This is a genomic window from Asticcacaulis sp. (genome assembly GCF_047605585.1).
Lineage (GTDB): Bacteria > Pseudomonadota > Alphaproteobacteria > Caulobacterales > Caulobacteraceae > Asticcacaulis.
Genome location: NZ_JASGFK010000002.1, coordinates 43,647 through 68,354 on the forward strand (window position 1 = coordinate 43,647; position 24,708 = coordinate 68,354).

Here is a 24,708-nt window from a genome sequence, read left to right on the forward strand (position 1 = left end):
AATAGGGTGACCATAGCCTACCCGGTCGATATAAACTTGTTTTCGACCCGGGTGTATCAAATTAACAACGATAAACAACTTTCAGTATTTTAATAGTTTCTTTTATAAAATCTTATTTCACGTCAGACGCATAATTTGCACAAACACGACAAAAGCGCACCCATTTTAGGCCGCATTTACTCAGACATTATTTCCATTTTGAATTATTATTAAACTTGCGCCTTCTCGCCTCGCAATCGAAGCTTACGGGGCAGTGGTACCACTGCCTTTTTTTGTGCTTAAATACGCTCGCCCATCTCCCCCATACGATCGATTATCCACACCTGACTTCAGGTAAAAAGTTATGCAACGCACGTATTCCCTTTCTAGGCGATTAATTTGAAAAATCGCTTCTTTTTCGAATTCTCCGCAACATATTGTTTAAGTTGATCCTCCGGAGGAAAAATGGTGACCGTCAGAGGCGCTCCCATTGTTCGTAAAGATTTATAAATTCATCCTATAGTAGAAATTTACAGACAATCCACAACCTGTTAATTTCGTGGATAATTTACGCTCACGCCTCAACCATCCCCGCTTGCCGCGCCTAAGCAGTCATGGCATCAATCAAGGAGCCCCCATTGCCACCGGAGATGCGCCATCACCCCCGTCAAACCGCCTAGTGTCGCTTCCGGTCGCCCGCGTGGGAGGCCCAAAGAGGCGCGCTTTCTCAAACCTGTCGAGACCCCGGTCAATCAATCGCTGGAAAAGGCATTGGGCCTGCTGAAAACGCTATCCGATCATGACGGGCTGACACTGACTGAGCTGTCCGAAGCCACGGGCCTGCCGCCTTCGACCGCGCACCGCCTGTTGGGCACCCTGTCGGTTCACGAGCTGGCCATTATGGACGAGGCCAGCCAGAAATGGTCGATAGGTATCGAATCCCTGCGTATCGGCGCGGCTTTCCAGCGGCGCAACAGCGTCATTTCCGCCGGCCGCGCCGCCATGACCGACCTGATGGAAGCCACCGGCGAAACGGTTAATCTGGCGATATTGGACCGCTTCGAGGTGGTGTTCGTCTCGCAGGTCGAATGTCACGAACCCATCCGCGCCTTCTTCGCCATCGGCCAGCGTCGCGCCATTCATGCCTCGGGGATTGGCAAGGCCCTGCTGGCCCATATGCCGGTCGACCGGCTCAATGGCTGGCTGGCCAGGGCCGCTCTTCCCGGTTTTACGCCAGCTACCATCACGGATGCAGACGAGTTGCGTGCCGAACTGACCGTCACAAAGGCGCGCGGCTGGGCACTGGATGATGAGGAAGCCAATCCAGGCATGCGCTGCATCGCGGCGCCAGTGTACAATGTCTATGGCGAAGCCACGGCCGGGATATCCTTATCCGGCCCCTCGACCCGTCTGACACCCCAGAGGCTGCCAGAGCTTGGCCTGAAGGTGCGCGAAACCGCCGACCATATTTCACGCCTCACAGGCGGCGGCCTGCTGGCGTGAGAGCCCAGCCGCTTTCGCTTCGCGACGCTGGCTGTGCAGGATGAACTCGGTATAGCCATTGGGCTGGTTCAGCCCCTCGAACACAAGATCGCAGGCCGCCTGGAAGGCGATGCCATCGTAACCAGGTGCTATCGGCCGGTAGGCCGGGTCACCGGCGTTCTGGCGGTCGACCACCTGCGCCATATGCTTCAACCGTGCCATTACAGTTTCACGATCCACCATGCCGTGATGCAGCCAGTTGGCGATATGCTGACTGGAGATGCGCAGGGTGGCGCGGTCCTCCATCAGACCGATATCGTGGATATCCGGCACCTTGGAGCAGCCGACGCCCTGGTCGATCCAGCGCACGACATACCCCAATAGGCCTTGCAGATTGTTGTCCAGTTCCTCGGCAATATCCTGCGGCGCGTAGTTGCGGTCGGCCAGCGGCGGCGTCAGCAAATCATCCAGCGAAGCGCGTGGCCGCGTGGCGATCTGCGCCTGGACCTGCGGCACGTCGACCATATGGTAATGCATGGCATGCAAGGTGGCGGCCGTGGGCGACGGCACCCAGGCGGTCGTGGCGCCGGATTTAGGGTGGCCGATCTTCTGCGCCAGCATGTCCTTCATCATATCGGGCGCCGCCCACATACCCTTGCCGATCTGGGCATGGCCGGGCAAGCCGCATTCCAAGCCAATATCGACATTGGCATCCTCATAAGCCTTGATCCACTTTGCGCCTTTGATGTCGCTCTTGCGCAGGATCGGACCGGCCTGCATGGAGGTGTGGATTTCGTCACCCGTGCGGTCGAGAAAGCCGGTATTGATGAAGAAAACGCGTTCCCTTGCCGCCTCGATACAGGCCATCAGGTTGACGCTGGTGCGGCGCTCTTCGTCCATAATGCCGATCTTCAGGGTCTTGTCCGGCAGGCTTAGGGCCCTTTCGGCAAAGGCGAAGGTCTCGATCACGAAGGCGACCTCGTCGGGTCCGTGCATCTTCGGCTTGACGATATAGGCCGCCCCCGACCGGCTGTTTTTACCCGTGTCATGCTTTGCGATCAGGGCTGTGACCATCAGGTCGATCAGACCTTCCGGCACAGGCCTGCCATCTGCATCCAGCACCATGTCGCTATACATATGCAGGCCGACATTGCGCGACAGCATCAGACTGCGGCCATGCAGGGTCAGGGCGCCGCCATCCGGTGCCGTATAGCTGCGGTCGGGATTGAGCGCACGAGTCAGGCTTTGGCCACCCTTTTCGAAACGATCGGTCAGGATGCCTTTGGTCAGGCCCAGCCAGTTGCGATAGAGCCCGACCTTGTCCGCCGCATCGACCGCGGCCACACTGTCTTCCATGTCCATAATGGCCGAAAGGGCTGCCTCCAAAACGATATCAGCCACGCCGGCGGGATCGTTTTTACCCACCGGATGGGCGCGGTCGATGATCAGGTCCAGATGCAAGCCATTATGACGCAGCAGGATTGAGTTCGGCGCCGCCGGGTCACCGGTAAATCCGGCGAGTTGTTCCCGCGATTGCAAGGCGACAGGGCCGGCCGGTGTCTGCGCTGTAAGGGCCCCCTGCTCGACCCTGTAGGTCGTGCAATCGGCGTGGCTGGCGCCTTCCAGCGGTACGAACTGATCGAGCCAGGCCTTGGCCTGCGCCTGCACAGCGGCACCACGCTCGGGGTCATAGCCTTTTACTTTTGAAGGCGGCAGCAAGGCATCTGTGCCATAGAGAGCGTCATAGAGGCTACCCCAGCGCGCATTGGCGGCATTCAGGGCATAGCGGGCATTGGAGACCGGTACCACCAGTTGCGGACCGGCCAGACGAGCGATCTCGTCATCTACATGACTGGTACTAACGGTGAAGGGCGCCGGTTCCGGTTGCAGATAGCCGATTTCACTCAGGAAGGCCTTATAGGCTGCCGGCTCGAAGGGGTTGCTACGGTGCCAGTCGTCGATCTGAGTTTGCAGGGCGTCGCGATGCGTCAGGAGCGCTTGATTGCGCCCTGCGAAAGTCAGTAAAAGCCTGGCCAGCCCTTGCCAGAAATCTTCGGCGGTGACGCCCGATCCCGGCAAGGCTTCATCGACTATAAAATCGTTTAGTTCCGGCGCGGCGAAAAATCCATGAAAAGCGATACGGGCCATATGTCACGCTCCTGAAGAGATACGTTGAGTATGAACCAGCTATCGTAGATATCAATTTTTCCGGAAATTATTTCCGTTTCACGCAATAAATAATAATAAATTGTTTTTATTAAACAATTTATTTTCCAATGCGACCTATTGCAGGTTCACGAAGGCGCCGCCATCGACCAGGACGTGGGCGCCGGTCATGTAACCCGCCAGATCCGAGGCCAGGAAGACGACCACCTTGCCGATGTCATCGGGCTTGCCCAGGCGGCCGAGCGGAATGCGGCCTTCCATGTAGGCGCGCTTGGCGGGATCGGCGAGGTCGTCCTTGTTGATGTCGGTGGCGATGGTACCCGGCAGGATTGAGTTGGCACGAATACCATGCTTGCCCAGCGCGATGGCGACGGACTGCATCAGCGAGTGTTGTCCCGCCTTGGTCGGCGTATAATGGGACTGCATTTCCCCGCCAACTAGAGCAGAGATCGAGCTGATGGCGATTAGCGAGCCCCCTGTGCCTTGTTTGACCATCTGATTGGCCGCCGCCTGACACATATAGTAGGTGCCCATCAGGTTGACGTCGACGACGCGCCTGACCAGATCGACCGGCATGTCAAGGAAGCTGTGGAACGGGCATATACCCGCATTCGAGACCATATGATCGACACCGCCCAACCCGTTTACGGCCGCAGCGATAAAAGCCGAGGCGCTTTCGGGATCGGCCACATCGCCGATGGAGACCACCGCCTTGCGGCCCAGGGCTTCGATTTCCGCCACAAGGCTATCAACGGAGTCAGAGGCCGCCGACGCATTGATGGCGATATCGGCGCCATGCTTCGCGCATTCAATGGCGGCGCCGCGACCGATGCCGCGTGAGGCGCCGGTAATTAGAATGCGCTGTCCCTGTAAAAGCATTTTATGATCCTATGACTTGAGAATGGTCTCGCTCCAGCCGAATTCATGCGAGATGGCATGGACCGTCGCCAGCACCTGATCGGTCAGGGCGCTCATGCGTGCGTCATCCATATATTGCGCGGCGGACGAGACGCTGATCGAGCCGATAATGCGATTGCCGGCATCGCGGATCGGCGCCGCTACGCAGCGGATGCGGTCTTCGTTTTCTTCGAGATCGTATGCATAGCCCTTGGCGGCGTAATCGCGCATGCGGGCGATCCAGGTGGCAAAATCGACCCTGTAAGCTGGCCAGTCACGCGCTTCGCGATGATAGATGGTTGCCATCTCTTCTTCCGAGGCATCGAGCAGCAGAGCCTTGCCAATCCCGGTCGATCTCAGGGGCTGGCGCTCACCGATGCGCGAACTGATTTCGATGCGGCGGCTGCCCTGCACCTTGTCGAGATAAAGCGCGCGCTCGCCATCCAGTATGCCCAGATGGACCGTATCGCCCGTATCCAGCGACAGCGCTAGCAGGTGATCATGGGCGATGCGCGGCAGATTCATCTGGCGCGAGGCGAGATGGCCTAGTTCCAGCAGCTTTGGCCCCAACGAATAGCCGACACGCGGGGTGAAATTGAGGAAGCGTTGCTCAACCAGGGTCGTCGCCAGGCGATGCGTCGTCGAGCGCGTCAGTCCAAGAACTTCTGACAGTTGAGCCAGGCTGCGCGCATTGGCGGCCACCGCCATCATGACATCGAGGCCGCGCACCAGGGTCTGGGCGCCGGCTAGCGATTTGCCGCTGCCATCCCCCTCTCCGTCCCTGTTGCTCAAATTATCGATTGACGCCGTTTGTTTCATTATTTAATGCTCATATCTAAATTGTGGGATGAATACAAGTCATTCACCCCAAAATCGATGCAGGGATAATGGGATGTGACTTACTGTCCCAAATGGTGAGACTAATGCGAAATTTTCCTAAGATCAAGCAAGTGCGCGCCTCGGTGATCAAGGGCGGAGACGGCGGCGGAGGTGCCGACTATCATGACCAGGGCGAAGGCCACTGGATCGATAACCATATCGCCACTTCGATGGGCCGTTATCCGGAATACCGCCAAAGCCGCAAGTCCTTCGGTATCAATGTATTGGGTACGCTGGTGGCCGAGATCGAGGCAGATGACGGCACGGTCGGTTTCGCGGTGACCACCGGCGGAGAGCCAGCCGCCTATATGGTCGAAAAGCACTTTGCGCGTTTTCTGGAGGGCCGTTCGCCCTTCGATTACGAGACCATCTGGGACCAGATGTATTTCGCCTCGCAGTATTATGGCCGCAAAGGCTTGGTGGTGAACGCCATCTCTGGCGTAGATCTCGCTCTGTGGGACCTAATGGGCCGCCTGCGCGGCGAGCCAGTCTATCATATGCTGGGGGGAGCGGTGCGTAACGAGTTGCAGTTCTATGCCACTGGCGCCCGGCCGGACCTTGCCAAGCAGATGGATTTTATCGGCGGCAAGCTGCCTCTGCTGCACGGACCGATCGAAGGCGACGAAGGCCTAAAAAAGAACGTCGAGCTGCTGGCGGATATGCGACAGCGATGCGGTGATGATTTCTGGCTGATGTATGATTGCTGGATGGCGCTGGACGTCAACTACGCCACCAAGCTGGCCCATGCCTGTGCCCCACACGGTTTGAAGTGGATCGAGGAAGCGATCTCGCCGGATGACTATTGGGGCTACCAGCAACTCAAGAAGAACGTACCCGCCGGCATGCTGGTCACGACCGGCGAGCACGAGGCTACGCGTTGGGGCTTCCGCATGCTGATGGAAATGGACTGCTGCGATCTGATCCAGCCCGATGTCGGCTGGTGCGGCGGGGTAACCGAATTGCTGAAGATTTCCGCCATGGCGGATTCCCGCGGCATCATGGTCGTACCGCACGGCTCGTCCGTCTATTCCTATCACTTCGTCATCACCCGGCATAATTCGCCGTTTGCCGAATTCCTGATGATGGCGCCAAAGGCCGACCATGTCGCCCCGATGTTTCACCCGCAATTGCTGGGCGAACCGGTGCCGGAAAATGGCCGCCTCAATGTCAATAAGCTGGATAAGCCGGGTTTCGGGGTCGAACTGAACCCCGAAATCAAGCTTCACCGCCCCTACACGCACTAAGGATTAGAATATGAAACTCTGCCGCTATGGGCCCAAAGGCCAGGAAAAACCAGGTGTCGTTGATGGCGATGGCCGCATTCGCGACCTGTCGGCCTTCGTCGGTGATATCACTGCCAACGAGGTCCGCCTGTCGCAGCTGGCGAAGCTGAAGGCCACTGATATCGGCACGCTTCCCATAGTAGACGGCCAGCCGCGCTACGGCGTGCCCGTGGCCAACATCGGCAAGATCATCGCGGTTGGCCTGAACTATGCGGACCATGCCGCCGAATCCAATTTGCCTGTGCCGCCGGAGCCGATCTATTTCACCAAGGCGACCTCATCGCTCACCGGCCCTAATGATGATGTCATGAAGCCGCGCGACGCCACCAAGATGGACTGGGAAGTCGAGTTGGGCTTCATCATCGGCAAGACCTGCCGCTATGTCGATCAGAAGGACGCGCTCGATCATATCGCGGGCTATGTGCTGGTCAATGACGTATCCGAGCGACAGTTCCAGAAGGAGCGCGGCACGCAGTGGGTGAAGGGCAAGGGCTGCGACACCTTCTGCCCGACTGGCCCCTGGCTCGTCACGGCCGATGAACTGGGTGATCCGCAAACGCTCGATATGTTCCTGGATGTTAATGGCCAGCGCATGCAGACGGGTAATACCAGGACCATGATCTTCCCGGTCGCCGAGGCCCTCAGCTATATCAGCCGCTTCGTCACCCTGCAGCCTGGCGACATGGTCATCACCGGCACCCCGCCTGGTGTCGGCGAAGGCAAGAAGCCAAACCCGATCTGGCTCGAAGTCGGCGATGTGATGCACCTGGGCGTCTCCAAGCTTGGCGAGCAGACACAGACCGTCATCCCCTTCGGTCTCGAAGGCCTGGAGATCATCGAATGATCTACACAGACCGTTTTAAAGGTCGCACCGCCATCGTCACCGGGGCCGCTTCCGGCCTCGGCAAGGCGGTCGCTGCCCGCATCGTCGCCGAGGGCGGCAAGGTGGTGCTCTGGGACCTGAATGCTTCCGCGCTTGAAATGGCCAAGGATGAGACCGGTGCCGTTGCGAGTTTTGCTCTGGATGTGTCCGATCTGGCCGCCGTTTCGGCCGCTGCCAAGGCCTCGAAGGACGTTCTCGGCAAGATCGATATCCTGGTCAATTCGGCCGGCATCACCGGTGCCACCGTGCCGGTTTGGGAATTCCCCGTCGAGTCGTGGCTGAAGGTGATGGACATCAATCTCAACGGCCTCTTCTACTGCTGCCGTGAGGTTATTCCCTTTCTGCTGGATAACGGCTTTGGACGCATCGTCAATGTAGCCAGTGTCGCCGGTAAGGAAGGTAACCCGAATGCTTCGGCCTACTCGGCTTCCAAGGCGGGGGTAATCGGCCTGACCAAGAGCCTCGGCAAGGAACTGGCGACAAAGGGCGTGATCGTCAATGCCCTGACGCCTGCAACCTTCGAGAGCCCCATCCTCGATCAATTGCCGCAAAGCCAGGTCGAATACATGCGCTCTAAGATTCCGATGGGACGTTTGGGCGTCGTCGATGAATCGGCGGCTATTGTCTGCTTCATGGCCTCTGAAGAATGCTCCTTCACGACCGCTTCGGTCTTCGACACGTCTGGCGGACGTACAACCTACTAAACGCGTAAAAACAGCCAGGCGGGGATCAACCCCGCCTTGAAACAACAGGTGGATATGATGGCGATCAGGCGTTTTGTCGACGCACACATGCATCTCTGGCAACTGGGGCAACTGCGCTATCCGTGGCTGTCGCCGCCCTTTGCCGATGACGGCCCCAATGGCAGCGTCGAAACCATCGCCAGCGACTATACCTTACCTGACTATTTCCGCGATTCTGCCGGTTTCCGGGTCGAGAAGATTGTGCATATAGATGCCGGCGCCCATCCAGACGACGCTCTGGCCGAGCCGAAATGGCTGCAATCCCTGGCGGATCAGGACGCACAACCCGCCGCCATCGTCGCCTTCGCCGCGCTGAACGAGCCCGACGTCGAACGCCTGCTGGCGGCTCATGCCGAGCAGCCCAATGTGCGCGGCATCCGCCACATCCTCAACTGGCATGCCGATCGAAAACGTACCTATACGCCGCGCAATCTGCTCGATGATGAGTCCTTTGACCGTGGCTATGGCCTGCTGGCAAAATATAACCTCTCCTTCGACCTGCAAATCTATCCCGGCCAAATGCAGCAGGCAGCTGCCCTGGCCGCGCGGCATCCGGACGTGCCGGTGATCCTCAACCATATGGGCATGCCGGTAGATGTCGATCTTACCGAATGGCAGGAAGGTCTCAAGGCGCTGGCTGCCCTACCCCATGTAGCGGTCAAGATATCCGGCATGGGCTTTGTCGACCGCCAATGGACCACGGCCTCGATGCGGCCGCTGATCCTCCAGGTGATCGAGACCTTTGGCCCGGCGCGTTGCGCCTTCGCCAGCGACTTCCCGACCGACAAGCTGTTCAACAGCTACGGCAAGGCCCTCGATGCCTATGACGAGATAACGAAAGACTTCAGCGCCGACGAGCGGGACGCCCTGTTCGCCGGAAGCGCCGAGCGCCTCTACAGACTATAATAAATAATCACAGGAAACGCGCATGAACCCCAACCCCTTACTCGGTGTCCTCTTTCACTGGCTGGGCGGCCTGTCTTCCGCCAGCTTCTATGTCCCCTACAAACGTATCCGGCTATGGTCGTGGGAGATTTTCTGGCTGACTGGCGGCATCTTCTCGTGGGTGCTGGCGCCGTGGATCGGCGCCTTTATCGGCAGCAAGGATCTGATCCATGTCCTGTCGTCGGCGCCCACCCAGACCCTGCTGGTCTGCTATCTGTGTGGCGCCGGCTGGGGCTTTGGCGGTCTGACCTTCGGCCTGACCATGCGTTATCTCGGCCTGAGCCTCGGCATGGCAGTGGCCTTGGGCCTGACCACGGTGATCGGCACGCTGGGGCCACCGATCGTTCAGGGCACGCTCGGTGAGGTCATCGCCAAGCATGGCAGCCAATATACCTTCATCGGTATCGCCGTGGTCATCGTCGGAATCATCGTCGTCGCCATGGCCGGTGGCGCCAAGGAAAAGCAGCTGGCTAGTGTGTCCGGTGATGCGCAAGCCCCGGATCGTGGTGAGTTCGATCTGAAGAAAGGCCTGCTGATCGCCGTCTTTTCCGGTGTGATGTCGTCCTTCTTCTCATTCGGCCTGGCGGCGGGCGACCCCATCCGTGCGGCCACCGCTGCGGCCGGTACCGGTCCGCTGTGGGTCGGCTTGCCGGTCCTGTGCGTGGTGCTCGCCGGCGGCTTCACCACCAACTTTCTGTGGTGCCTCTACCTGATCGCAAAAAACAAATCCGCCGGTGAATGGACGGGAAAGGTTACCGGCGGCAAAGCCCCCCTGCTGGCCAATTACACCTTAGCAGCTCTTGGCGGCACCTTGTGGTACTTCCAGTTCTTTTTCTACACCATGGGCGAAAGCCAGATGGGCAAGTTCGGCTTCTCATCCTGGACCCTGCACATGGCTTCAATCATCCTGTTCTCGACCCTGTGGGGTTTCGCCCTTAAGGAATGGAAGGGGACGGCCAGCCGCACGCAGTTCCTGGTGTGGCTGGGCATCGGCACATTGATCATCTCGACCGTGATCATAGGCATCGGCAACATGCTCGCGGCCTGACGCAAAAAAGCCTGCCGCAGTGCGGCAGGCTTCTTCGTTATCGATAGAATATTTAGTACCGGAAACGGGCGCCGATCTGGATGGTCCTGGCCTGTTTACGTACTTCCGCCGGGAAGTATGTATAGCCGTAATAACCGACCTGGTTATTGCCCAGCAGGTTGGTACCTTCCAGCGTATAGGTCCAGTTCTTGACCGGTGTCCACGCCAGCGATACGTCCAGACGCGAGGTCGCGTCATTCACATAGGTATATTCCGGATAGTCGGTATTGATATCCGACAGATACTTTGACCGGTAATTATAGGCGACACGGGCATTGAAGGTCGGTGTATCGTAGAACAGCTGGATATTATAAGTATCCTTCGACGTCCAAGGCGCATGGTTAGCGACATAACCATCTACTTCCAGCTCTGCCGGATATTCCAGCTTGTAAATCTGGTTGTAGGTATAGTTGAAGCCCGCCCCGAAGTGCTTCCAGAAGCCAGGCAGGAACTCGAAGAAGCTCTGGGCATTGAATTCAAAGCCCTGATAGGTGCCTTGGCCGGCATTGAAATACGAGCCATAGGTGATGGGTGTGGTTATGCCCAGTTCCGGGAAGCTCTGCTCACTGGTATAGTAGATGATCTGATGTTCCGGCTTCTTGAGATAAGCCGCGAACGAAATCATGCCGCCCTGACCAAAATAGTACTCGAGCGAAGCATCGTAGTTCGGGCCTTTCATCGGTTGCAGGTCGGGGTTGCCACCCCAGCCGCTGGTAGCCGTGCCGTCAGCGCCGTAGGTCAGGTGGACGCCACCGGCCAACTGTGAAAAGGCCGGACGCTGAACCATGTAGGTATAGGCCAGACGCAGTTGCAGATCCTTACGGAAATGGATGGTCGCATTATAGCTCGGCAGAATATCGCGATAACTGCCTGCCGAGACAGCGTCGCCCCGTACAGCGGCAACCGTGACCCCAGACGAGTTGGTATAGGCGTCTTGGAACCAGGTGTTTTCCGACTGACCGTCGGTATTGACAACGCGGACACCAATGACACCATCTACGGGGAAATAAGCGTTGAAGGCGTAGTTGAACTGGCCGTACCAGGCGAAAGTGAATTCCTTTTCGGAGTAGGAATTGTTGTCCTTGTCGTCCGGATCGGTCGTCGTCCAGTTATCGGATACGCCGCTGCTGGACAGATAGCTCAGGACAGTGTCCCAATTATTGAGCAAGGCGGCGTTATCCAGATGGTAGAAGCCGGCAATACCACTACCGCTCAGGGCGCTGTAGACTACCGGAATGGCGCCACCTGCAAAATCCGACAACGCATTGCTTGAGATAGCGGCATCGCGATAAGCCGTGTAATAGCGTGAGAAGTGGCTGGTCTGACGAATACCGGCCTGAACCGATCGGATCGGGAAGGTATCGCTGATCTGGTAGGTAAGGTCAATCTGGCCGTTGAAATCACGGCTGAACGAATTGTCCATACCCTGGTGGAAGTTCAGCATATTGTAATTGCTGATATCGTTCAGCGCGTCGGCATTCGAAAGCGATATCGACGGTTTACCGCCGTTATCGAAATCGATCGAAGCTGAATCTATGCCGTCAACCGTGAGGTCCTGGTAGATGCTGTTCGAATAATAGTTGCTCCAGTTGTACTGAATGCTGCCATTGATCTGCAGTTTGTCGGTGTGATAGTGGGTCTCGAAATTGGTCGTATAGGTGTCCGACTTGTTCTTCCAGTAGGCTGAAATGAATTCGAGGTAGTTGTTGCTGCCGCTGCTGCCGGTATTCACCGTCATGGACTTGACCGTCACACCGTCGGCTTGTGTAACAAGATCGGTATAGTCCGGGTTTGCATCGCCCGATGTTTTCAGGGACGCGTAGTTGTTCTCACTGGTTTCGCGCGAACCCAACCAGGTGCCTTCAATTACAAAGTCGAGGTTCTCGTTCGGGCGCCACTGATAAGCCAGGTTTGCCGTCGGCCGTGAACGTGTGCCCTTCTGGGTGCCGTTCCAGACCCGATAAGCCGTCAGATAAGGACTGCCAGACGCATCCTCGGTACTGCCGTCCGCCGTCGTGATCGTGCCGCTCGAATAGAATTTTTGCACGGTTTCAGTCACCAGGTGGTCTTCCTGATAGCGGTTCTGTTCATAGCCGAGGTTTACCAGGAAACCCATCTCACCTATGCCGGTGTCGAAGCGCTTAGCGACCAGAAGACTGGTATAGGGGCTCAAGGTGTTACCGATGCTGCTCTGCGCCATGCGATAGCTGCCGGCGACTGTCCAGCCTTTTTGCAAATCGAGCGGACGGCGAAGCTCGACATTGACTACGCCGCCGATACCACCTTCAACCTGATCGGCCGTCCGAGTCTTGTAGACGGTCACTTCCTTGATCAGCGCGGCCGGCACGTCGCTCAGGGTCGGGCCCTGGTCATTACACTGGCCGGCGATCATGGCGATGGTACAGGTACCGCCGTTTTCGGCGTTGTGGTTCATCGACCGCATATTGCCGCCGCCGACAGCATTGCCATTGACCGTTGTGCCGACTTCCTGGATGCCGCGGATAGCGATATCGGTGCCTTCGCCGTGTTGACGCTGAATCTGGACGCCGGTCAGGTGTGCCAGGGCTTCGGTGACGTTGTTGTCCGGCAACTTGCCGGCGTCTTCGGCCGAAACCGTGTCGGAAATCTGCTTGGACTTGCGCTTCTTGCTAGCGGAGTCCTTCATGGAGCCCCGCACGCCGCGAACGATGATAACTTCGTCGCTCTGGGCTTCGGCCTTGGCAGTCGCTGCCTTTTCTTCGGCGGTCGGTTCTTTCGTTGTCGTATCCTGCGCAAACGCGTGAACACTCATCATCGCAACCGACAATCCGGTGGCAGCCATAAGACCTATTTTTCTCGCTCTGGTAGTCATTCAACACTTCCCTTTTTAAGAACTGATAAAAGGAGGCCATGAAACCAAATTGAGGTCAAAATATTTTATACGATATACAGCTGTCACATTTGCTTTTTATTGGTAGGACAAATAACTGTCGCACTTTAGCAACAGTTTGCGGCCGATCACGGATTTGAAAAGTCAGTTATTTTTCAACATAATTTATTGAATTTATGATCTTTTTATCAAAAAATACAATTCAAAATTACCGACAATGCCATATAAGTCACTGACGAAATGAATCGAGCCTGACGAAACAATAACGACATGATGTGGCTGTCATTACTCAGAGTTATGTCCCGCCGGACACATGACATATTCACTGAAATATCAGACAATAGCTGTTCCCTTTTGGTGGGGGACCTGGGAGAGAAGCAACTCATCTTTTAATTGAGTTCGCATCGATATCCGCGCGCCAAGTCTGCGAAGGCAGATATCTGTGTAGCCTTCCAAACTGAATCCCGGCTCAATTCCTCCGACATAATATCGGCGACGCGGGACACCATGGACATACAGGCCGTTGCATCGAGGAACAAGGCTCGCAAACGGCGCGCCAGAACATCCTCGACCGTCCGGGCGTGCTCGTAGCGTACGGCCCAGCGTACTTCGGCCTCGGTATAGGGTAGATCGGGATGCAGGCGGATATCGCCGCCAGGGAGCGCCCGCACTGCGGCAGCATCGCTGCCATAAACGTCGCCCTCTTCCGCCCAACCATGCAGGCGCAGGGTATCGGTCACGCTGGCCCAGGGCGTCAGTCGGCCTTCAGTGACCGCCAGGTCGATGACATCCTCGCCCATGCGACGATAGGTGGTCCATTTGCCGCCGGTCAGTGTGATCAGTCCGCTGTCCGAGACCGACAGGGCGTGCTCGCGCGACAGTGACTTAGTCTCCTGGCTATCCGCCCTGACCAGCGGACGCAAGCCAGCAAACACGCTCAGTATGTCTTCGCGCCCCGGCGCCGGATCGAGATAGTCTGCTGCCGTCTTCAGGATGAAATCGATCTCGGCATTTAGCGCGCGGGGCTCCAGGCTGATCTGCGGCACCGGCGTGTCCGTCGTGCCGATCAGGGTGCGGTCATGCCAGGGCACGGCGAACAGCACCCGTCCGTCCCGCGTGCGCGGCACCATCAGGGCCGTATCGCCCGGCAGGAACCGCCGCCCCACCACGATATGCGCGCCTTGGCTGGGCGTCAGGGTGGGCGCGGCGTCCGGATCGTCGAGCAGGCGGACCTGATCGGCGAAAATGCCGGTCGCATTAATGACAACCCGCGCCAGGGCCTGATGGCTGCGGCCGGTCTCACGGTCCAGGAAAGTCACGCCCTTGAGCTTGCCAAAACTCTTAAGCAGGCCGGTGACCGGCGCGGCATTGAGCGCCACGCCACCCTGATCCTCGAGCGTGCGCATTAGCGTGATGGCCAGCCGGCTATCATCGAACTGGCCATCGAAATAAAGCACGCCGCCCTTGAGGCCGGCCTGACGCAGGGTTGGCACATGCGCCAGACTGGCCTTAGCGTTCAGTATACCACTGGGGCGCAGGTTCAGAGACCCCGCCAGCAGGTCATAAAGCTTCAGGCCCAGGCCGTAGAAGGGCAACCGCCAACCCTGATAGGCCGCCACCAGGAAGCCGAGGTCATGGACCAGGTGGGGCGCGTTGCGCTTCAGGAGCCCGCGCTCATGCAGGGATTCCCGCACCAGATGGATATGGCCCTGAGCGAGATAGCGTACCCCGCCATGGATCAGCTTGGTCGAGCGACTGCTGGTGCCCTTGCCGTAGTCATGCGCTTCCAGCAGCAGGGTCGAATAACCACGTGAAGCCGCTTCCACGGCCGTGCCCAGGCCTGAGGCCCCGCCGCCAATGACGATGACGTCCCACTGGACCTCAGCGGTCGCCCTGGCCAGAATTCCTGGGCGCGGATCGCTCATCCCTCCTCTTCCCAATCCAGACTGCGACTTACCGCCTTCTTCCAGCGCATCATCCTCGCAGCGCGCCGATCGGCACTCATGGCCGGTTCGAACACCCGATCGACTTGCCATTGCCGGCGCAGGTCTTCGACGCTGCGCCAGTAGCCCACGGCCAGTCCGGCCAGATAAGCGGCCCCCAGGGCGGTGGTTTCGGTAATCTTCGGCCGCACGACTGGCACACCCAGTATATCGGCCTGGAACTGCATCAGCAGGTTATTATGGCTGGCCCCGCCATCGACACGCAGTTCCGTCAATCCGCCATCGGCATCCGAGGTCATGGCCTCCAGCAGTTCCGCCGATTGAAAGGCAATGGCTTCCAGCGCCGCGCGAGCGATATGAGCCTTTGTGGAGCCGCGCGTCAGGCCGATGAGCGTGCCGCGCGCATAGGCATCCCAGTGCGGTGCGCCTAAGCCCACAAAGGCCGGCACCAGATGGACGCCGCCACTATCGGGCACGGAGGCCGCCAGAGCCTCGATCTCGCCGCTAGAGCGGATAATGCCCACCCCGTCGCGCAGCCACTGCACCAGGGCGCCGGCGACAAAGACCGAGCCTTCCAAGGCGTAGGTGCGCTGCCCTCCGTGTTGCCAGGCTATGGTGGTCAGGAGCTTGTGGCGGCTGGTCATGGCCTCCTTGCCGGTATTCATCAGCATGAAGCAGCCCGTACCACAGGTGTTCTTGGCCATGCCGCTGTCCAGACACGCCTGTCCGAAGGTGGCGGCCTGCTGATCCCCCGCCATGCCAGCGATGAGGATGCGCGCGCCGAAAAGGCCGACGGCCGTCTCGCCATAAACCTCGCTGTTGCCGCGCACCTGCGGTAGCAATTGGGGGGGAATTGATAGCAATTCGAGCAATTCGTCGTCCCAGGCGCCGGTATGGATATTGAACAGCAGGGTGCGGCTCGCATTACTGGCATCGGTGATATGCAGGGCGCCGCCCGTGAGGTTCCACACCAGCCAGCTGTCGATTGTGCCGAAGGCCAACTCGCCCCTCAGGGCCCGGTCACGCGCGCCGGGCACGTGATCGAGCAGCCATCTGATCTTGGTGCCGCTGAAATAGGCATCGAGCCGCAGGCCCGTCTTTTGCTCGAACAGCAGCTCATGGCCCGCCCGGATCAGTTCATCGCACAGCGCCGCCGTGCGTCGGTCCTGCCAGACTATGGCGTTGTGGATCGGCTGGCCGGTGGCGCGGTCCCAGATGACAGTGGTTTCGCGCTGATTGGTGATGCCTATGGCGGCAATATCCGCGGCGCGCAGGCCCGCAGCCGTAATGGCCTCCTGCGCCATGCCCATCTGGGTACTCCATATCTCGCGCGCATCGTGCTCAACCCAGCCGCCCTGCGGAAATATCTGACGAAATTCCTTCTGGGCCATGCGAACAATATTGCCGGCTTCGTCGACAATCATGGCGCGGCTAGAAGTCGTGCCCTGATCGAGGGCCAGGATATACCGGCTCAATCCGCAACCTCTTCCTGCCAGATCCGGCGTGCCGCCGCCTCCGGATCGTTTTCCACCTGGCAGATGGAACTGATCCGCATGACCGGGCGATCCTTAGTGGTATAGCGCGGCCAATCCGGCTGGCCCGGTGCCGAAGGCTTGCCGGTGCGGGCAAAGTTCGCCCAGAAGGCGCTCATGTGCGTCGAGGCTTCTTCGAGACCCGGACCATTGCCCTCAAGCCCTGGCTGGTCGGTATTAGCAAAAAGCGAGGCGATTTCCGTCGCATGTCCGGCCTTTAGCGTGGCTGCCGTGCCGGGGATGGGGAAATTGGATTCATAATCGTAATGATAGCGGTAGACCGGCGCCGGCTGCAGTGACTTGCGGTCGGCCGTTGTGGCGGAATCGGCACCAAACCAGCGCGCCGAGGCGATGGCGATGTAAAGCTCGCTCGGCGTGGCCTTTGGATAGGTGGCGCGATAAACATTGAAAAGCTTTTCAGCATCGCCGGCAAATTCGACGGCCAGCCGCGCCTTCAGGCCGGCCTCATCGAGCTTGAAAGTGTCCGGCCGGCCCATATTGAAGAAGGTGGCCTCATCGCGATTATGGCCAACGATCAGCGGCACATCATTCATCAGGGGCGAAGCCACAGGATCGAACGGATCGGCCGGTAGGACCGTGCCATCGACCACCGGGCCGTAGCTGCCGGGCAACCAGAAGCCCGCCTTGTGCAGCCGACCGTCGCGGCCCACGGGCGCGGAACCATCCGACGGCAAGGTCAGCGCCCCCTGCCCCTGCTCGCCCGCCAGCTGGACGGCCAGTATCTGTTCGGCAGGCACCTCGGCCAGTTTGTGCAATTCATTCGGCGCGATGCCGAGGCCTTTGAGAACCCGCAGCGCCGTCTCGGTCGCCATGGCTTTCGGCATACGGGTCAGGGCCGCGCCGCTCTGGATGCTGGCCTTGTGGAACAGCCCCTTCGCTGCCGGCATGGCCAGAAGCGTGCCGACCTTGAAGCCACCGCCGGATTCGCCGAAAAGGGTGACATTATCGGGGTTGCCGCCAAAGCTGGCGATATTGGCTTTCACCCAGCGAAGCCCAGCCACGATATCGAGCATGCCCTGGTTGCCTGAAGTCGCCCAGTTGGCGCCGCCGATTTCGCCAAGATAGAGATAACCCAACAGGCCCAGGCGATGGTTGGTGGCGACCACCACCACGTCATAGAGGGCGGCCAGCCGTGCGCCATCCTGGGCGGTCGAGCCGGCAGAGCCCGTGGCAAAGCCACCGCCGTGGCAATAGAAAAGAACCGGACGCCGTTTGTCATCATTGACCGCAGGGGTCCAGACATTGAGCACCAGGCAATCCTCAGCATAGGCCGGTTCCTGTTCGCCGTAAGTGGATTTGGCCTTTTGCAGCGAGGGCGGGCCCAGCCGGGTGGCGTCACGGACACCGATCCATGGCACGACCGGCGGCGCCTCGCGGAAACGCCCCGCACCGCTCACCGGACCGGCATAGGGGATACCCTTGAAAGCCAGGGCGCCACGGCTATGACCACCGCGCAGCCGGCCATCGGCAATCTCGACCTCGACATCGGGGCCGGTCGTCACTGTCGAACGCGGCACCCCTTGCGCCAGGGCCAAACGCCCCAGGCCGAAAGCCGCCGCGGCGGCCATACCGCCACTCAAGGCCGATCTGCGACTCCACATGGTATCCTCCGGTTATGTTCTCTTTTCAGGACCATAACACGAGGCACCGGGGGACGACAGTTAGCTGTTTGTCAGAGCGGTACTATTCGCTGAGCGCCTTGACCAGTTCCAGCAGCTTGCGGCGACGACTGGCGCTGCGGATGCGGGGGAAGGCCTCCGCCAATTCGACGCCCTCGACGGTGGCAAGGAAATCATGGACGGAACGCTCAGAATCGGATTCGACAAAGCCGTCTTCCTCCCCACCGACGCCTTCGAAGAAATAGGGCACCGGCACTTTCAGGAAGCGCGCCATTTCGTGGAGCTTCGAGGCGCTGATGCGGTTGGCGCCGCGCTCGTACTTCTGCACCTGCTGGAAGGTCAGGCCAAGTGCATTACCCAGGGCCTCCTGGCTCAACCCCAGTAACTTGCGCCGCAGACGAACGCGGCTGCCGACATGCAGATCGACGGGATTCTTGTCTTTGATATCGATAATCATAGGCTTACTCATACTTGAACTTACCAGCCATACGTGCCACACGAGAACTCCGTTAACAATGGTTCGCGCCTGCGAGGCGATCCTGCCTGCCAAGACTCTCGCGCATAGTTGCTTTTAACTACGATGAGCCAAATCTCCCATTATAGCACTCACACTTTTACAACGGCTTTTTGCCTATTCATCGACTATCTATTCATGCATCGGCATGATGTACCGGTTAAAATATCGTAAGGGCCCCTTGTCTAAGATTGCACCTTTCGATCCAAATCTCAGGTCTCAGGTTCGCGAAAATTCATTTCCCTAGCATTTATTCGCAATTATAGGGTTTGCAATGTTCGTCGTCGAGTGGCAATTATGAGAGTGGGTGGGGTAACTGTGCGGATATCCTGGGGGGCTGGGCTCGTTTGCCTTCAAGGCATTTCCATCCAACGCTCATTTTCAATCTCGGCTATATAAGCCGAACATGTACGGCGCGACTTCTAAGGAGGAAATGCCGTACAGATCGATCAAGGACTTTTGTCGGCTAAGGAAAGGTCCTGCCTCCGACTTCCTCTAGAACAGATTTTAAATTGGCCTTCCATACGACCATCCTGCGGAGAACCGGGTCAGGTAGACGAAAAGAGCGATGCGCAAACACAAGTTGCCCACCTCATCCACACAACTAACAATTGCAATGTCAACAGGCTGTTTGGACGATCTTCGCTCTCTTGCGTACGTATGGCTAGTCAGCATGACCACACTATACAAACGAAAAGGGCAGCCCGTAGACTGCCCTCATCTGGTGAGAATTCTCTCTTGTTAACGGAGAGGCCACCGACGTCGTCTCTGCTAAGACAGCGTACTTGAACACGCCGCTCAATTCATGTCAAGGTCGGGCAAAATCGACAAAGGACTAATATGAGCGAGAAAGATAAACGGTATCGGTTTGCCTTCGATCTCGGCACAAACTCGATTGGCTGGGCTGTTTTTGAGCTCAGCGCAGGCCTGGCCCCGGTCAGCCTAACCGATGCCGGTGTGCGCATGTTCTCCGATAGTCGCGATCCGAAAAGCGGTGCATCCTTGGCAGAGGTCCGACGCGCGGCGCGCACCACGCGCCGTAACCGCGACCGATACCTACAACGCCGCACCTTCCTGATGGCCGAACTGATCAAGGCCGGGCTGATGCCGGCAGTCGACGCCGACCGTAAGGCGCTGGAAAGGCTTGACCCCTACGATCTGCGCCGCAAAGGGCTTTATGAAGCGCTGAACCTTCATGAATTCGGTCGCGTCCTATTCCATCTAAACCAACGGCGCGGCTTCCAGTCCAATCGCATTGCCGATTCCGACACGGATGGAGAAGACGGCAAGATCAAAAAGGCCGCGGCGGCGCTGAATATCCTTATGGCCGCAAATGATTGTAAGACGTACGGCGAATTCCTCGCCAAGCGCCATGATCAACGAGAAAATGTTCGCATCCGCCTGCGCGGAAAAAACGCCAAGACGCAGTACGATTTCTATCCCACACGCGATATGCTGAAAGCTGAGTTCAATAAATTATGGACAGAACAGACAAAGCATCACCCCAATTTGACGCCTGAATGGCACAGCCGCTTGCATGAAATCCTGTTCTTCCAACGGCCGCTGAAACCGCCGCTCGTCGGCAAATGTACCTTTTTCCCGACCGAGGAGCGCCTGGCCAAGGCACATCCGCTCTCACAGGCCCGCCGTATCTATCAGCATCTGAACCATCTGCGCCTGATCGTCCATGGCCAGCCCCCCGTCCGGTTAAGCAAAGGTGACCGCGATAAGCTTGCCTCCGTACTGCTTTCGGGTGAGGACGTGACTTTCAAGACCGGAATGCACAAACACCTGGGTCTGCCTGCAGGCACGACTTCGACGCTTGAGGAAAGCGGCAAAACCGACCGGCTGGCTGGCGACCAAGTGGCAGCGCGTCTGGCCAATCCGAGGAAGGGCCCCTTACGTCAGACCTGGGGCAATCTGACCACCGAAGAGCGAGCCGATATCGTCCTGCGACTGAATAGCGTACAAAGCGAAGAGGCGCTGATCGCCTATCTGATGGCGACCTACGGCCTAGCTGAAGACACCGCCCGTGCCACTGCCAATATTCGCCTGCCCGAAGGCCATGACAATCTCGGCCTGACCGCCACCACACATATCCTGGAGGCCCTGAAAGCCAACGTCATAACCTATGACAAGGCAGTGAAAGCCGCCTTTCCGGACAAGCATCATTCCCATGAACGAGAAAGCGAAGTCTTCGACCAACTGCCCTATTACGGCGAGGTACTGCAACGCCATACCCTCGGCGGTACGCTCAATCCGGCCGATAAGCCCGACAAGAAATACGGCCGGCTTTCCAACCCCACCGTTCATGTCGCGCTTAACCAACTGCGCCGTGTCGTAAATGGGCTGGTGAAAGAATACGGCCATCCAGAGCAGATCGTCCTCGAACTGGCGCGTGACCTGAAACTATCGCAGAAGCAGAAAGACGAACTGGCCAAATCCCAGAAAGACAACGAAAAGAACAATGCCCGCCGCAAGGCTGAGATCGAGGCGCTGGAACGGGTAGCGACGCCGAATACCTTAATGCTTATGCGGCTGTGGGAAGAGCTTGGTTCGCCGATACAGCGCAGTTGCGTCTATACTGGCCGGCCCATTAGTCTGGAACAGCTTCTGAGCGGCGAGGTCGAGATCGAGCATATCCTGCCCTACTCACGCACGCTCGACGGCACTTTTGCTAACCGCACCCTAGCCATGCGCGGCGCCAACCGTAGTAAACGCAATATGGCGCCGAGCGAAGCTTATCAGGGCATGGATTATGAAGCCATCCGCGAACGCGCCCGCGCCCTGCCGCCGAACAAACGCTGGCGTTTCGAACCGGAAGCTATGCAACGCTTTGAAGGTGAAGACCGCGATTTTTTGACGCGCCAATTAAATGAGACGCGCCATCTGGCAACCCTCGTCCGTAAATACGTGATCGGCATTTGTAACGATCCAAATGCGGTTTGGGTGGTTACCGGTCAGTTAACGGCGCTACTGCGCGCCCGCTTTGGCCTAAATACCATCCTAGACAATCACCCTCAAAACCGTGCGGACCACCGTCACCATGCCGTCAGTGCCTGCGTGGTTGGTATTATCGATCGCGCCTTTTTACAACGCGTTAGCCGTGTCGCCGGTAGACATGAGCATAAGGACGATCTGACATACATCACTCGGAACGTGCCAGAGCCATTCGAACACTTCCGCGATCATGTGAAAGCGCAGATTAAAGCGATTATTGTGTCCCACAAGCCTGAACATGGTTTGGGCGGCGCCCTGCATAAGGATACCAATTACGGCATTGTCACCGGTGCCGATCGGGTCTATGGCGACGTAGTCAGGCGAAAGGCCATCGACGCCTTGACCTGGAATGAAATTGAAAAGGTGCGCGATCTAAAACTGCGCGACCAACTTCAACAGATCAAGCACGATGTCGGCCAGGATGCAAAAGCTTTACAAACAGCTCTCAGCGATTTTGGCGACAGGACTGGCATTCGCCGAGTTCGAATTTTCAAAAAACATGAAGACCTTATCCGGATCAACAATCAAAAGTCGGGCGAGGCCTATCGTGCCGTCATTCCGGGCTCTATTCACCACGTCGATATAGTGGAAGACAATAAAGGCCAGTGGCATGGGCACTTCGTAAACATGTACGAGGCAAACCAAAGGGATTGGACGCCTGCATGGAAGAATGTAAAGGAAAGCTATAAATTTGTCGGTAAACTATTTAAAGGAGATATAGCCGAAATTGAAGGAAAATCAGGTTTCAAAGAAATTGTAAAAGTATATAGAATTAATCCTTCGAATAATACGATATTTTTTGCACCACACAATGAAGGCGGAAAATTAGATGATAGACATAGAGACGCGGAAGATAAATTTGAATGGTTAATAACGTCTATTAGTGTTTTAAAATGCAGAATGTTTAGGAAAATTCTAGTAAATGATTTAGGAAAAATACATAATCTATAAATTTCTGATATAAATATATTAAATAGTCACATAATAGTCTAAATGAGACGTTTGCCCCTCGTAATCGGAACGTTTGTCGACCCGGCTCGAATAAAGCAATATGATCGAGTGGGCGTCCTAATCGTCACCAGCGGTCCGCACATCATACGCTTCAACTGTCGTGACCAGATCATTCTTTCAATTTCTCAACCCATGTGACGAGGATGCTCTTGGCAGTACAAAATGCCACCTGCCGTCCCCTTACGCGCAAAATCCTTAGATTTGAAAGAAAAACGTTGGTGCTCGACCGTAACAACATAGTTTCGCGGTTTTTTCGAGCTTGGCATCTCGGCAGAGAATGCGCGGCCTAAAGAGCACTGTAGCAGAACCTTGCATCTGAACCCGTCCATGATGGCGACGAAGTAAAGAAAGCCGCGGCGCATAGGGATGTAGGTGATGTCGGCACACCAGACCTGATTGGGCTGGTCGATGGTCAAGCCGCGCAGCAGATAGGGCCAGGTATCAATGCCGGATGAAATTTCCCCAAAAGTGCCGAAGTAAAATTCCCCACTTTTTCCGCTCAGGGCGGGAAGGCACCATGTCCGATTTCTGGGATCACCTCGCTCCCTTCCATGCCGCCCTTGGTGTGCCCGATCAACCGTCCGACATACGATTTCAATGGTCCCTTTTTACCGACAGCACTGAACCGGTGCATTCCACCTTCAAAAGTCGCGCCGATCAGTGTGCGTTCCGTCTGGGCGTCACACACGCCCGCTCTCGTCCTGACGCAGTAGCTGCTGCGGTGCAGAGTGTCTTGTGCGGACCATAAGCCGCAGCCGCCTCCGGCCAGCGCAGTCCGTCGCGAGATGAGTCGGCTCTACGCTCGGCGGTCATCCACGAGGGGCTTGCCGTGGTTCGTTGACAAATAGAATTAAAACCGAGCCATTTACTCGTCTAACCGCCTGTCAACAAGTGATGGGCAATCCTTCAGATTCCTGAGGAATCTGCATCAGATCCGCACATATCAAACCAATAGGACAAAGCCTAAAAAGGTGTGGCGGTCTCAGTTGAGAAAACGTCCAAGCCAAGCCGCCACCGATGCATTCCTATTCAATCGTCAATGTCTTAGCAGAGATATGTCGGAGCCCAACCGCAACAATAATCCATTCGAGGAAAAGACCCCGACTGATTTTTAGCAGAGAAAACGTCGTAGTCAAAGCATAATGACATATCGATGGACGGCTCTGAACCGGCATCATGGACATCTTTGGCAATTAACCCCGGTGGCACTGACGTAGCAACCTCGGCTGGCCGCGAAGCAAGTCCATAATGCTATCGCATTTGTTGGTCTCGGCCTCCTCGCGGGCAATCGCAGCTTCAGCCAAGGCAAAAGACCAGCTAAAGCCTCGTCCGCCTGTGTCGCAACAGCCGGCGTAAAGTTTTCTTCCCCTATTGGCCGAAGACCGCCATCGACCGGCCATCCAAGTTCGCCGTTATTGAACTCTATACCAAGGCAGGAAAGATGGCCCAGTTCCTGCGCAACCCGATCAGCCCTGTGCCCTACACCACCCACACCAGTATGACCGACAGTGGCGTACAGTTCACCAATCGGGAGCGGCATACCATGCCTTCCATCACATCTTCGACGGGGTCTGCGAAGAAAACGCCACTGAACACCGTCTAACTAAGGTGAAGCGTCCTTGGACAAGCGGGCAAGTCGAGCGGATGAACCTCACCATCAAGGATGCAACCGTAAGCGCTTTCACTACGACGCTCATGCGCAACTCAAGAAGCACCTGGTCGATTTCATTGACGCTTACAACTTCGAGCGGCGTTTAAAGACACTCGAGCGCCTTCCGCCATAGAAGTTCATCTGCAAACAATGGACAACTGAGCCAAAAAGATTCAAGCTAAATCCAATCCATCGAATATCTAA

The 24,708-nt window shown here is 57.3% G+C and carries 15 protein-coding genes and 2 pseudogenes; 8 read left to right on the forward strand and 9 right to left on the reverse strand.

Annotated features, from left to right (window positions below; all coding sequences use genetic code 11):
- Positions 1–636 precede the first annotated feature (636 nt).
- Positions 637–1,482, forward strand: a complete 846-nt coding sequence (locus QM647_RS06040) for an IclR family transcriptional regulator (RefSeq protein ID WP_414995213.1) — start codon at positions 637–639, stop codon at positions 1,480–1,482.
- Here the strand turns inward: QM647_RS06040 and QM647_RS06045 are convergent.
- The 3 genes from QM647_RS06045 to QM647_RS06055 form a co-directional block, all read right to left on the reverse strand.
- A complete protein-coding gene (locus QM647_RS06045; RefSeq protein ID WP_414994607.1) occupies positions 1,450–3,609 on the reverse strand; it encodes a malate synthase G in 2,160 nt (719 codons plus the stop codon). The genes QM647_RS06040 and QM647_RS06045 overlap by 33 nt on opposite strands.
- 135 nt (positions 3,610–3,744) lie before the next feature.
- The gene (locus tag QM647_RS06050) at positions 3,745–4,506 is read right to left on the reverse strand and encodes an SDR family NAD(P)-dependent oxidoreductase (protein ID WP_414994608.1); all 762 of its coding nucleotides are present in this window, start codon (positions 4,504–4,506) and stop codon (positions 3,745–3,747) included.
- 9 nt (positions 4,507–4,515) lie between these two features.
- Positions 4,516–5,343 (reverse strand): IclR family transcriptional regulator, encoded by an 828-nt coding sequence (locus QM647_RS06055; RefSeq protein ID WP_414994609.1) that lies wholly within the window; start codon positions 5,341–5,343, stop codon positions 4,516–4,518.
- A 104-nt stretch (positions 5,344–5,447) separates the two neighbouring features.
- Here QM647_RS06055 and rhmD point away from each other — a divergent pair, with 104 nt between their 5' ends.
- From rhmD to rhaT, 5 genes are read left to right on the forward strand one after another with little or no spacing between them, the layout of a single operon-like run.
- Positions 5,448–6,647 carry an L-rhamnonate dehydratase gene (gene rhmD, locus QM647_RS06060; protein ID WP_414994610.1) on the forward strand — a complete coding sequence of 400 codons (1,200 nt, stop codon included), beginning with the start codon at positions 5,448–5,450 and terminating at the stop codon, positions 6,645–6,647.
- 10 nt (positions 6,648–6,657) lie between these two features.
- A complete protein-coding gene (locus QM647_RS06065; RefSeq protein ID WP_414994611.1) occupies positions 6,658–7,530 on the forward strand; it encodes a fumarylacetoacetate hydrolase family protein in 873 nt (290 codons plus the stop codon).
- Positions 7,527–8,273, forward strand: a complete 747-nt coding sequence (locus QM647_RS06070) for an SDR family NAD(P)-dependent oxidoreductase (RefSeq protein ID WP_414994612.1) — start codon at positions 7,527–7,529, stop codon at positions 8,271–8,273. The genes QM647_RS06065 and QM647_RS06070 overlap by 4 nt, the downstream gene beginning before the upstream one ends.
- A 57-nt stretch (positions 8,274–8,330) precedes the next feature.
- The gene (locus QM647_RS06075) at positions 8,331–9,218 is read left to right on the forward strand and encodes an amidohydrolase family protein (protein WP_414994613.1); all 888 of its coding nucleotides are present in this window, start codon (positions 8,331–8,333) and stop codon (positions 9,216–9,218) included.
- A 22-nt stretch (positions 9,219–9,240) separates the two neighbouring features.
- On the forward strand, positions 9,241–10,305 hold the full coding sequence (gene rhaT / locus QM647_RS06080) for an L-rhamnose/proton symporter RhaT (protein WP_414994614.1): 1,065 nt from the start codon (positions 9,241–9,243) through the stop codon (positions 10,303–10,305).
- A 52-nt stretch (positions 10,306–10,357) separates the two neighbouring features.
- Here rhaT and QM647_RS06085 read toward each other — a convergent pair whose 3' ends face one another.
- The 5 genes from QM647_RS06085 to QM647_RS06105 all read right to left on the reverse strand — a co-directional run bounded on the left by QM647_RS06085 (position 10,358) and on the right by QM647_RS06105 (position 18,797).
- Entirely contained in the window at positions 10,358–13,165 is a 2,808-nt protein-coding gene (locus tag QM647_RS06085) for a TonB-dependent receptor (protein ID WP_414994615.1), read from the reverse strand.
- Positions 13,166–13,602: 437 nt separating this feature from the next.
- The gene (locus QM647_RS06090; RefSeq protein WP_414994616.1) at positions 13,603–15,138 is read right to left on the reverse strand and encodes an FAD-dependent oxidoreductase; all 1,536 of its coding nucleotides are present in this window, start codon (positions 15,136–15,138) and stop codon (positions 13,603–13,605) included.
- Positions 15,135–16,631, reverse strand: coding sequence for a glycerol kinase GlpK (gene glpK / locus QM647_RS06095; protein WP_414994617.1), 1,497 nt, complete (start codon positions 16,629–16,631; stop codon positions 15,135–15,137). The genes QM647_RS06090 and glpK overlap by 4 nt, the downstream gene beginning before the upstream one ends.
- Positions 16,628–18,310 carry a carboxylesterase/lipase family protein gene (locus QM647_RS06100; protein WP_414994618.1) on the reverse strand — a complete coding sequence of 561 codons (1,683 nt, stop codon included), beginning with the start codon at positions 18,308–18,310 and terminating at the stop codon, positions 16,628–16,630. Before QM647_RS06100 ends, glpK begins: the two co-directional genes overlap by 4 nt.
- 82 nt (positions 18,311–18,392) lie before the next feature.
- Positions 18,393–18,797, reverse strand: a complete 405-nt coding sequence (locus QM647_RS06105) for a helix-turn-helix domain-containing protein (RefSeq protein WP_414994619.1) — start codon at positions 18,795–18,797, stop codon at positions 18,393–18,395.
- Between the two features lie 885 nt (positions 18,798–19,682).
- Here QM647_RS06105 and cas9 point away from each other — a divergent pair.
- A complete protein-coding gene (gene cas9, locus QM647_RS06110; RefSeq protein ID WP_414994620.1) occupies positions 19,683–22,793 on the forward strand; it encodes a type II CRISPR RNA-guided endonuclease Cas9 in 3,111 nt (1,036 codons plus the stop codon).
- Between the two features lie 362 nt (positions 22,794–23,155).
- On the opposite strand, the pseudogene QM647_RS06115 reads toward cas9, so the two are convergent.
- Positions 23,156–23,290: pseudogene (locus tag QM647_RS06115) on the reverse strand (IS3 family transposase); the annotation flags it as partial.
- A 947-nt stretch (positions 23,291–24,237) separates the two neighbouring features.
- Here QM647_RS06115 and QM647_RS06120 point away from each other — a divergent pair.
- Positions 24,238–24,703, forward strand: a pseudogene (locus tag QM647_RS06120) (integrase core domain-containing protein); the annotation flags it as partial.
- Between the last annotated feature and the right edge of the window lie 5 nt (positions 24,704–24,708).

Excerpts from the sequence above, each read along its gene's own strand:
- QM647_RS06045 (WP_414994607.1), bottom strand. The coding sequence starts at position 3,609 with ATGGCCCGTATCGCTTTTCATGGATTTTTCGCCGCGCCGGAACTAAAC.
- QM647_RS06050 (WP_414994608.1), bottom strand. The coding sequence starts at position 4,506 with ATGCTTTTACAGGGACAGCGCATTCTAATTACCGGCGCCTCACGCGGC.
- QM647_RS06055 (WP_414994609.1), bottom strand. The coding sequence starts at position 5,343 with ATGAAACAAACGGCGTCAATCGATAATTTGAGCAACAGGGACGGAGAG.
- rhmD (WP_414994610.1), top strand. The coding sequence starts at position 5,448 with ATGCGAAATTTTCCTAAGATCAAGCAAGTGCGCGCCTCGGTGATCAAG.
- QM647_RS06065 (WP_414994611.1), top strand. The coding sequence starts at position 6,658 with ATGAAACTCTGCCGCTATGGGCCCAAAGGCCAGGAAAAACCAGGTGTC.
- QM647_RS06070 (WP_414994612.1), top strand. The coding sequence starts at position 7,527 with ATGATCTACACAGACCGTTTTAAAGGTCGCACCGCCATCGTCACCGGG.
- QM647_RS06075 (WP_414994613.1), top strand. The coding sequence starts at position 8,331 with ATGGCGATCAGGCGTTTTGTCGACGCACACATGCATCTCTGGCAACTG.
- rhaT (WP_414994614.1), top strand. The coding sequence starts at position 9,241 with ATGAACCCCAACCCCTTACTCGGTGTCCTCTTTCACTGGCTGGGCGGC.
- QM647_RS06085 (WP_414994615.1), bottom strand. The coding sequence starts at position 13,165 with ATGGCTGCCACCGGATTGTCGGTTGCGATGATGAGTGTTCACGCGTTT.
- QM647_RS06090 (WP_414994616.1), bottom strand. The coding sequence starts at position 15,138 with ATGAGCGATCCGCGCCCAGGAATTCTGGCCAGGGCGACCGCTGAGGTC.
- QM647_RS06100 (WP_414994618.1), bottom strand. The coding sequence starts at position 18,310 with ATGTGGAGTCGCAGATCGGCCTTGAGTGGCGGTATGGCCGCCGCGGCG.
- QM647_RS06105 (WP_414994619.1), bottom strand. The coding sequence starts at position 18,797 with ATGAGTAAGCCTATGATTATCGATATCAAAGACAAGAATCCCGTCGAT.
- cas9 (WP_414994620.1), top strand. The coding sequence starts at position 19,683 with ATGAGCGAGAAAGATAAACGGTATCGGTTTGCCTTCGATCTCGGCACA.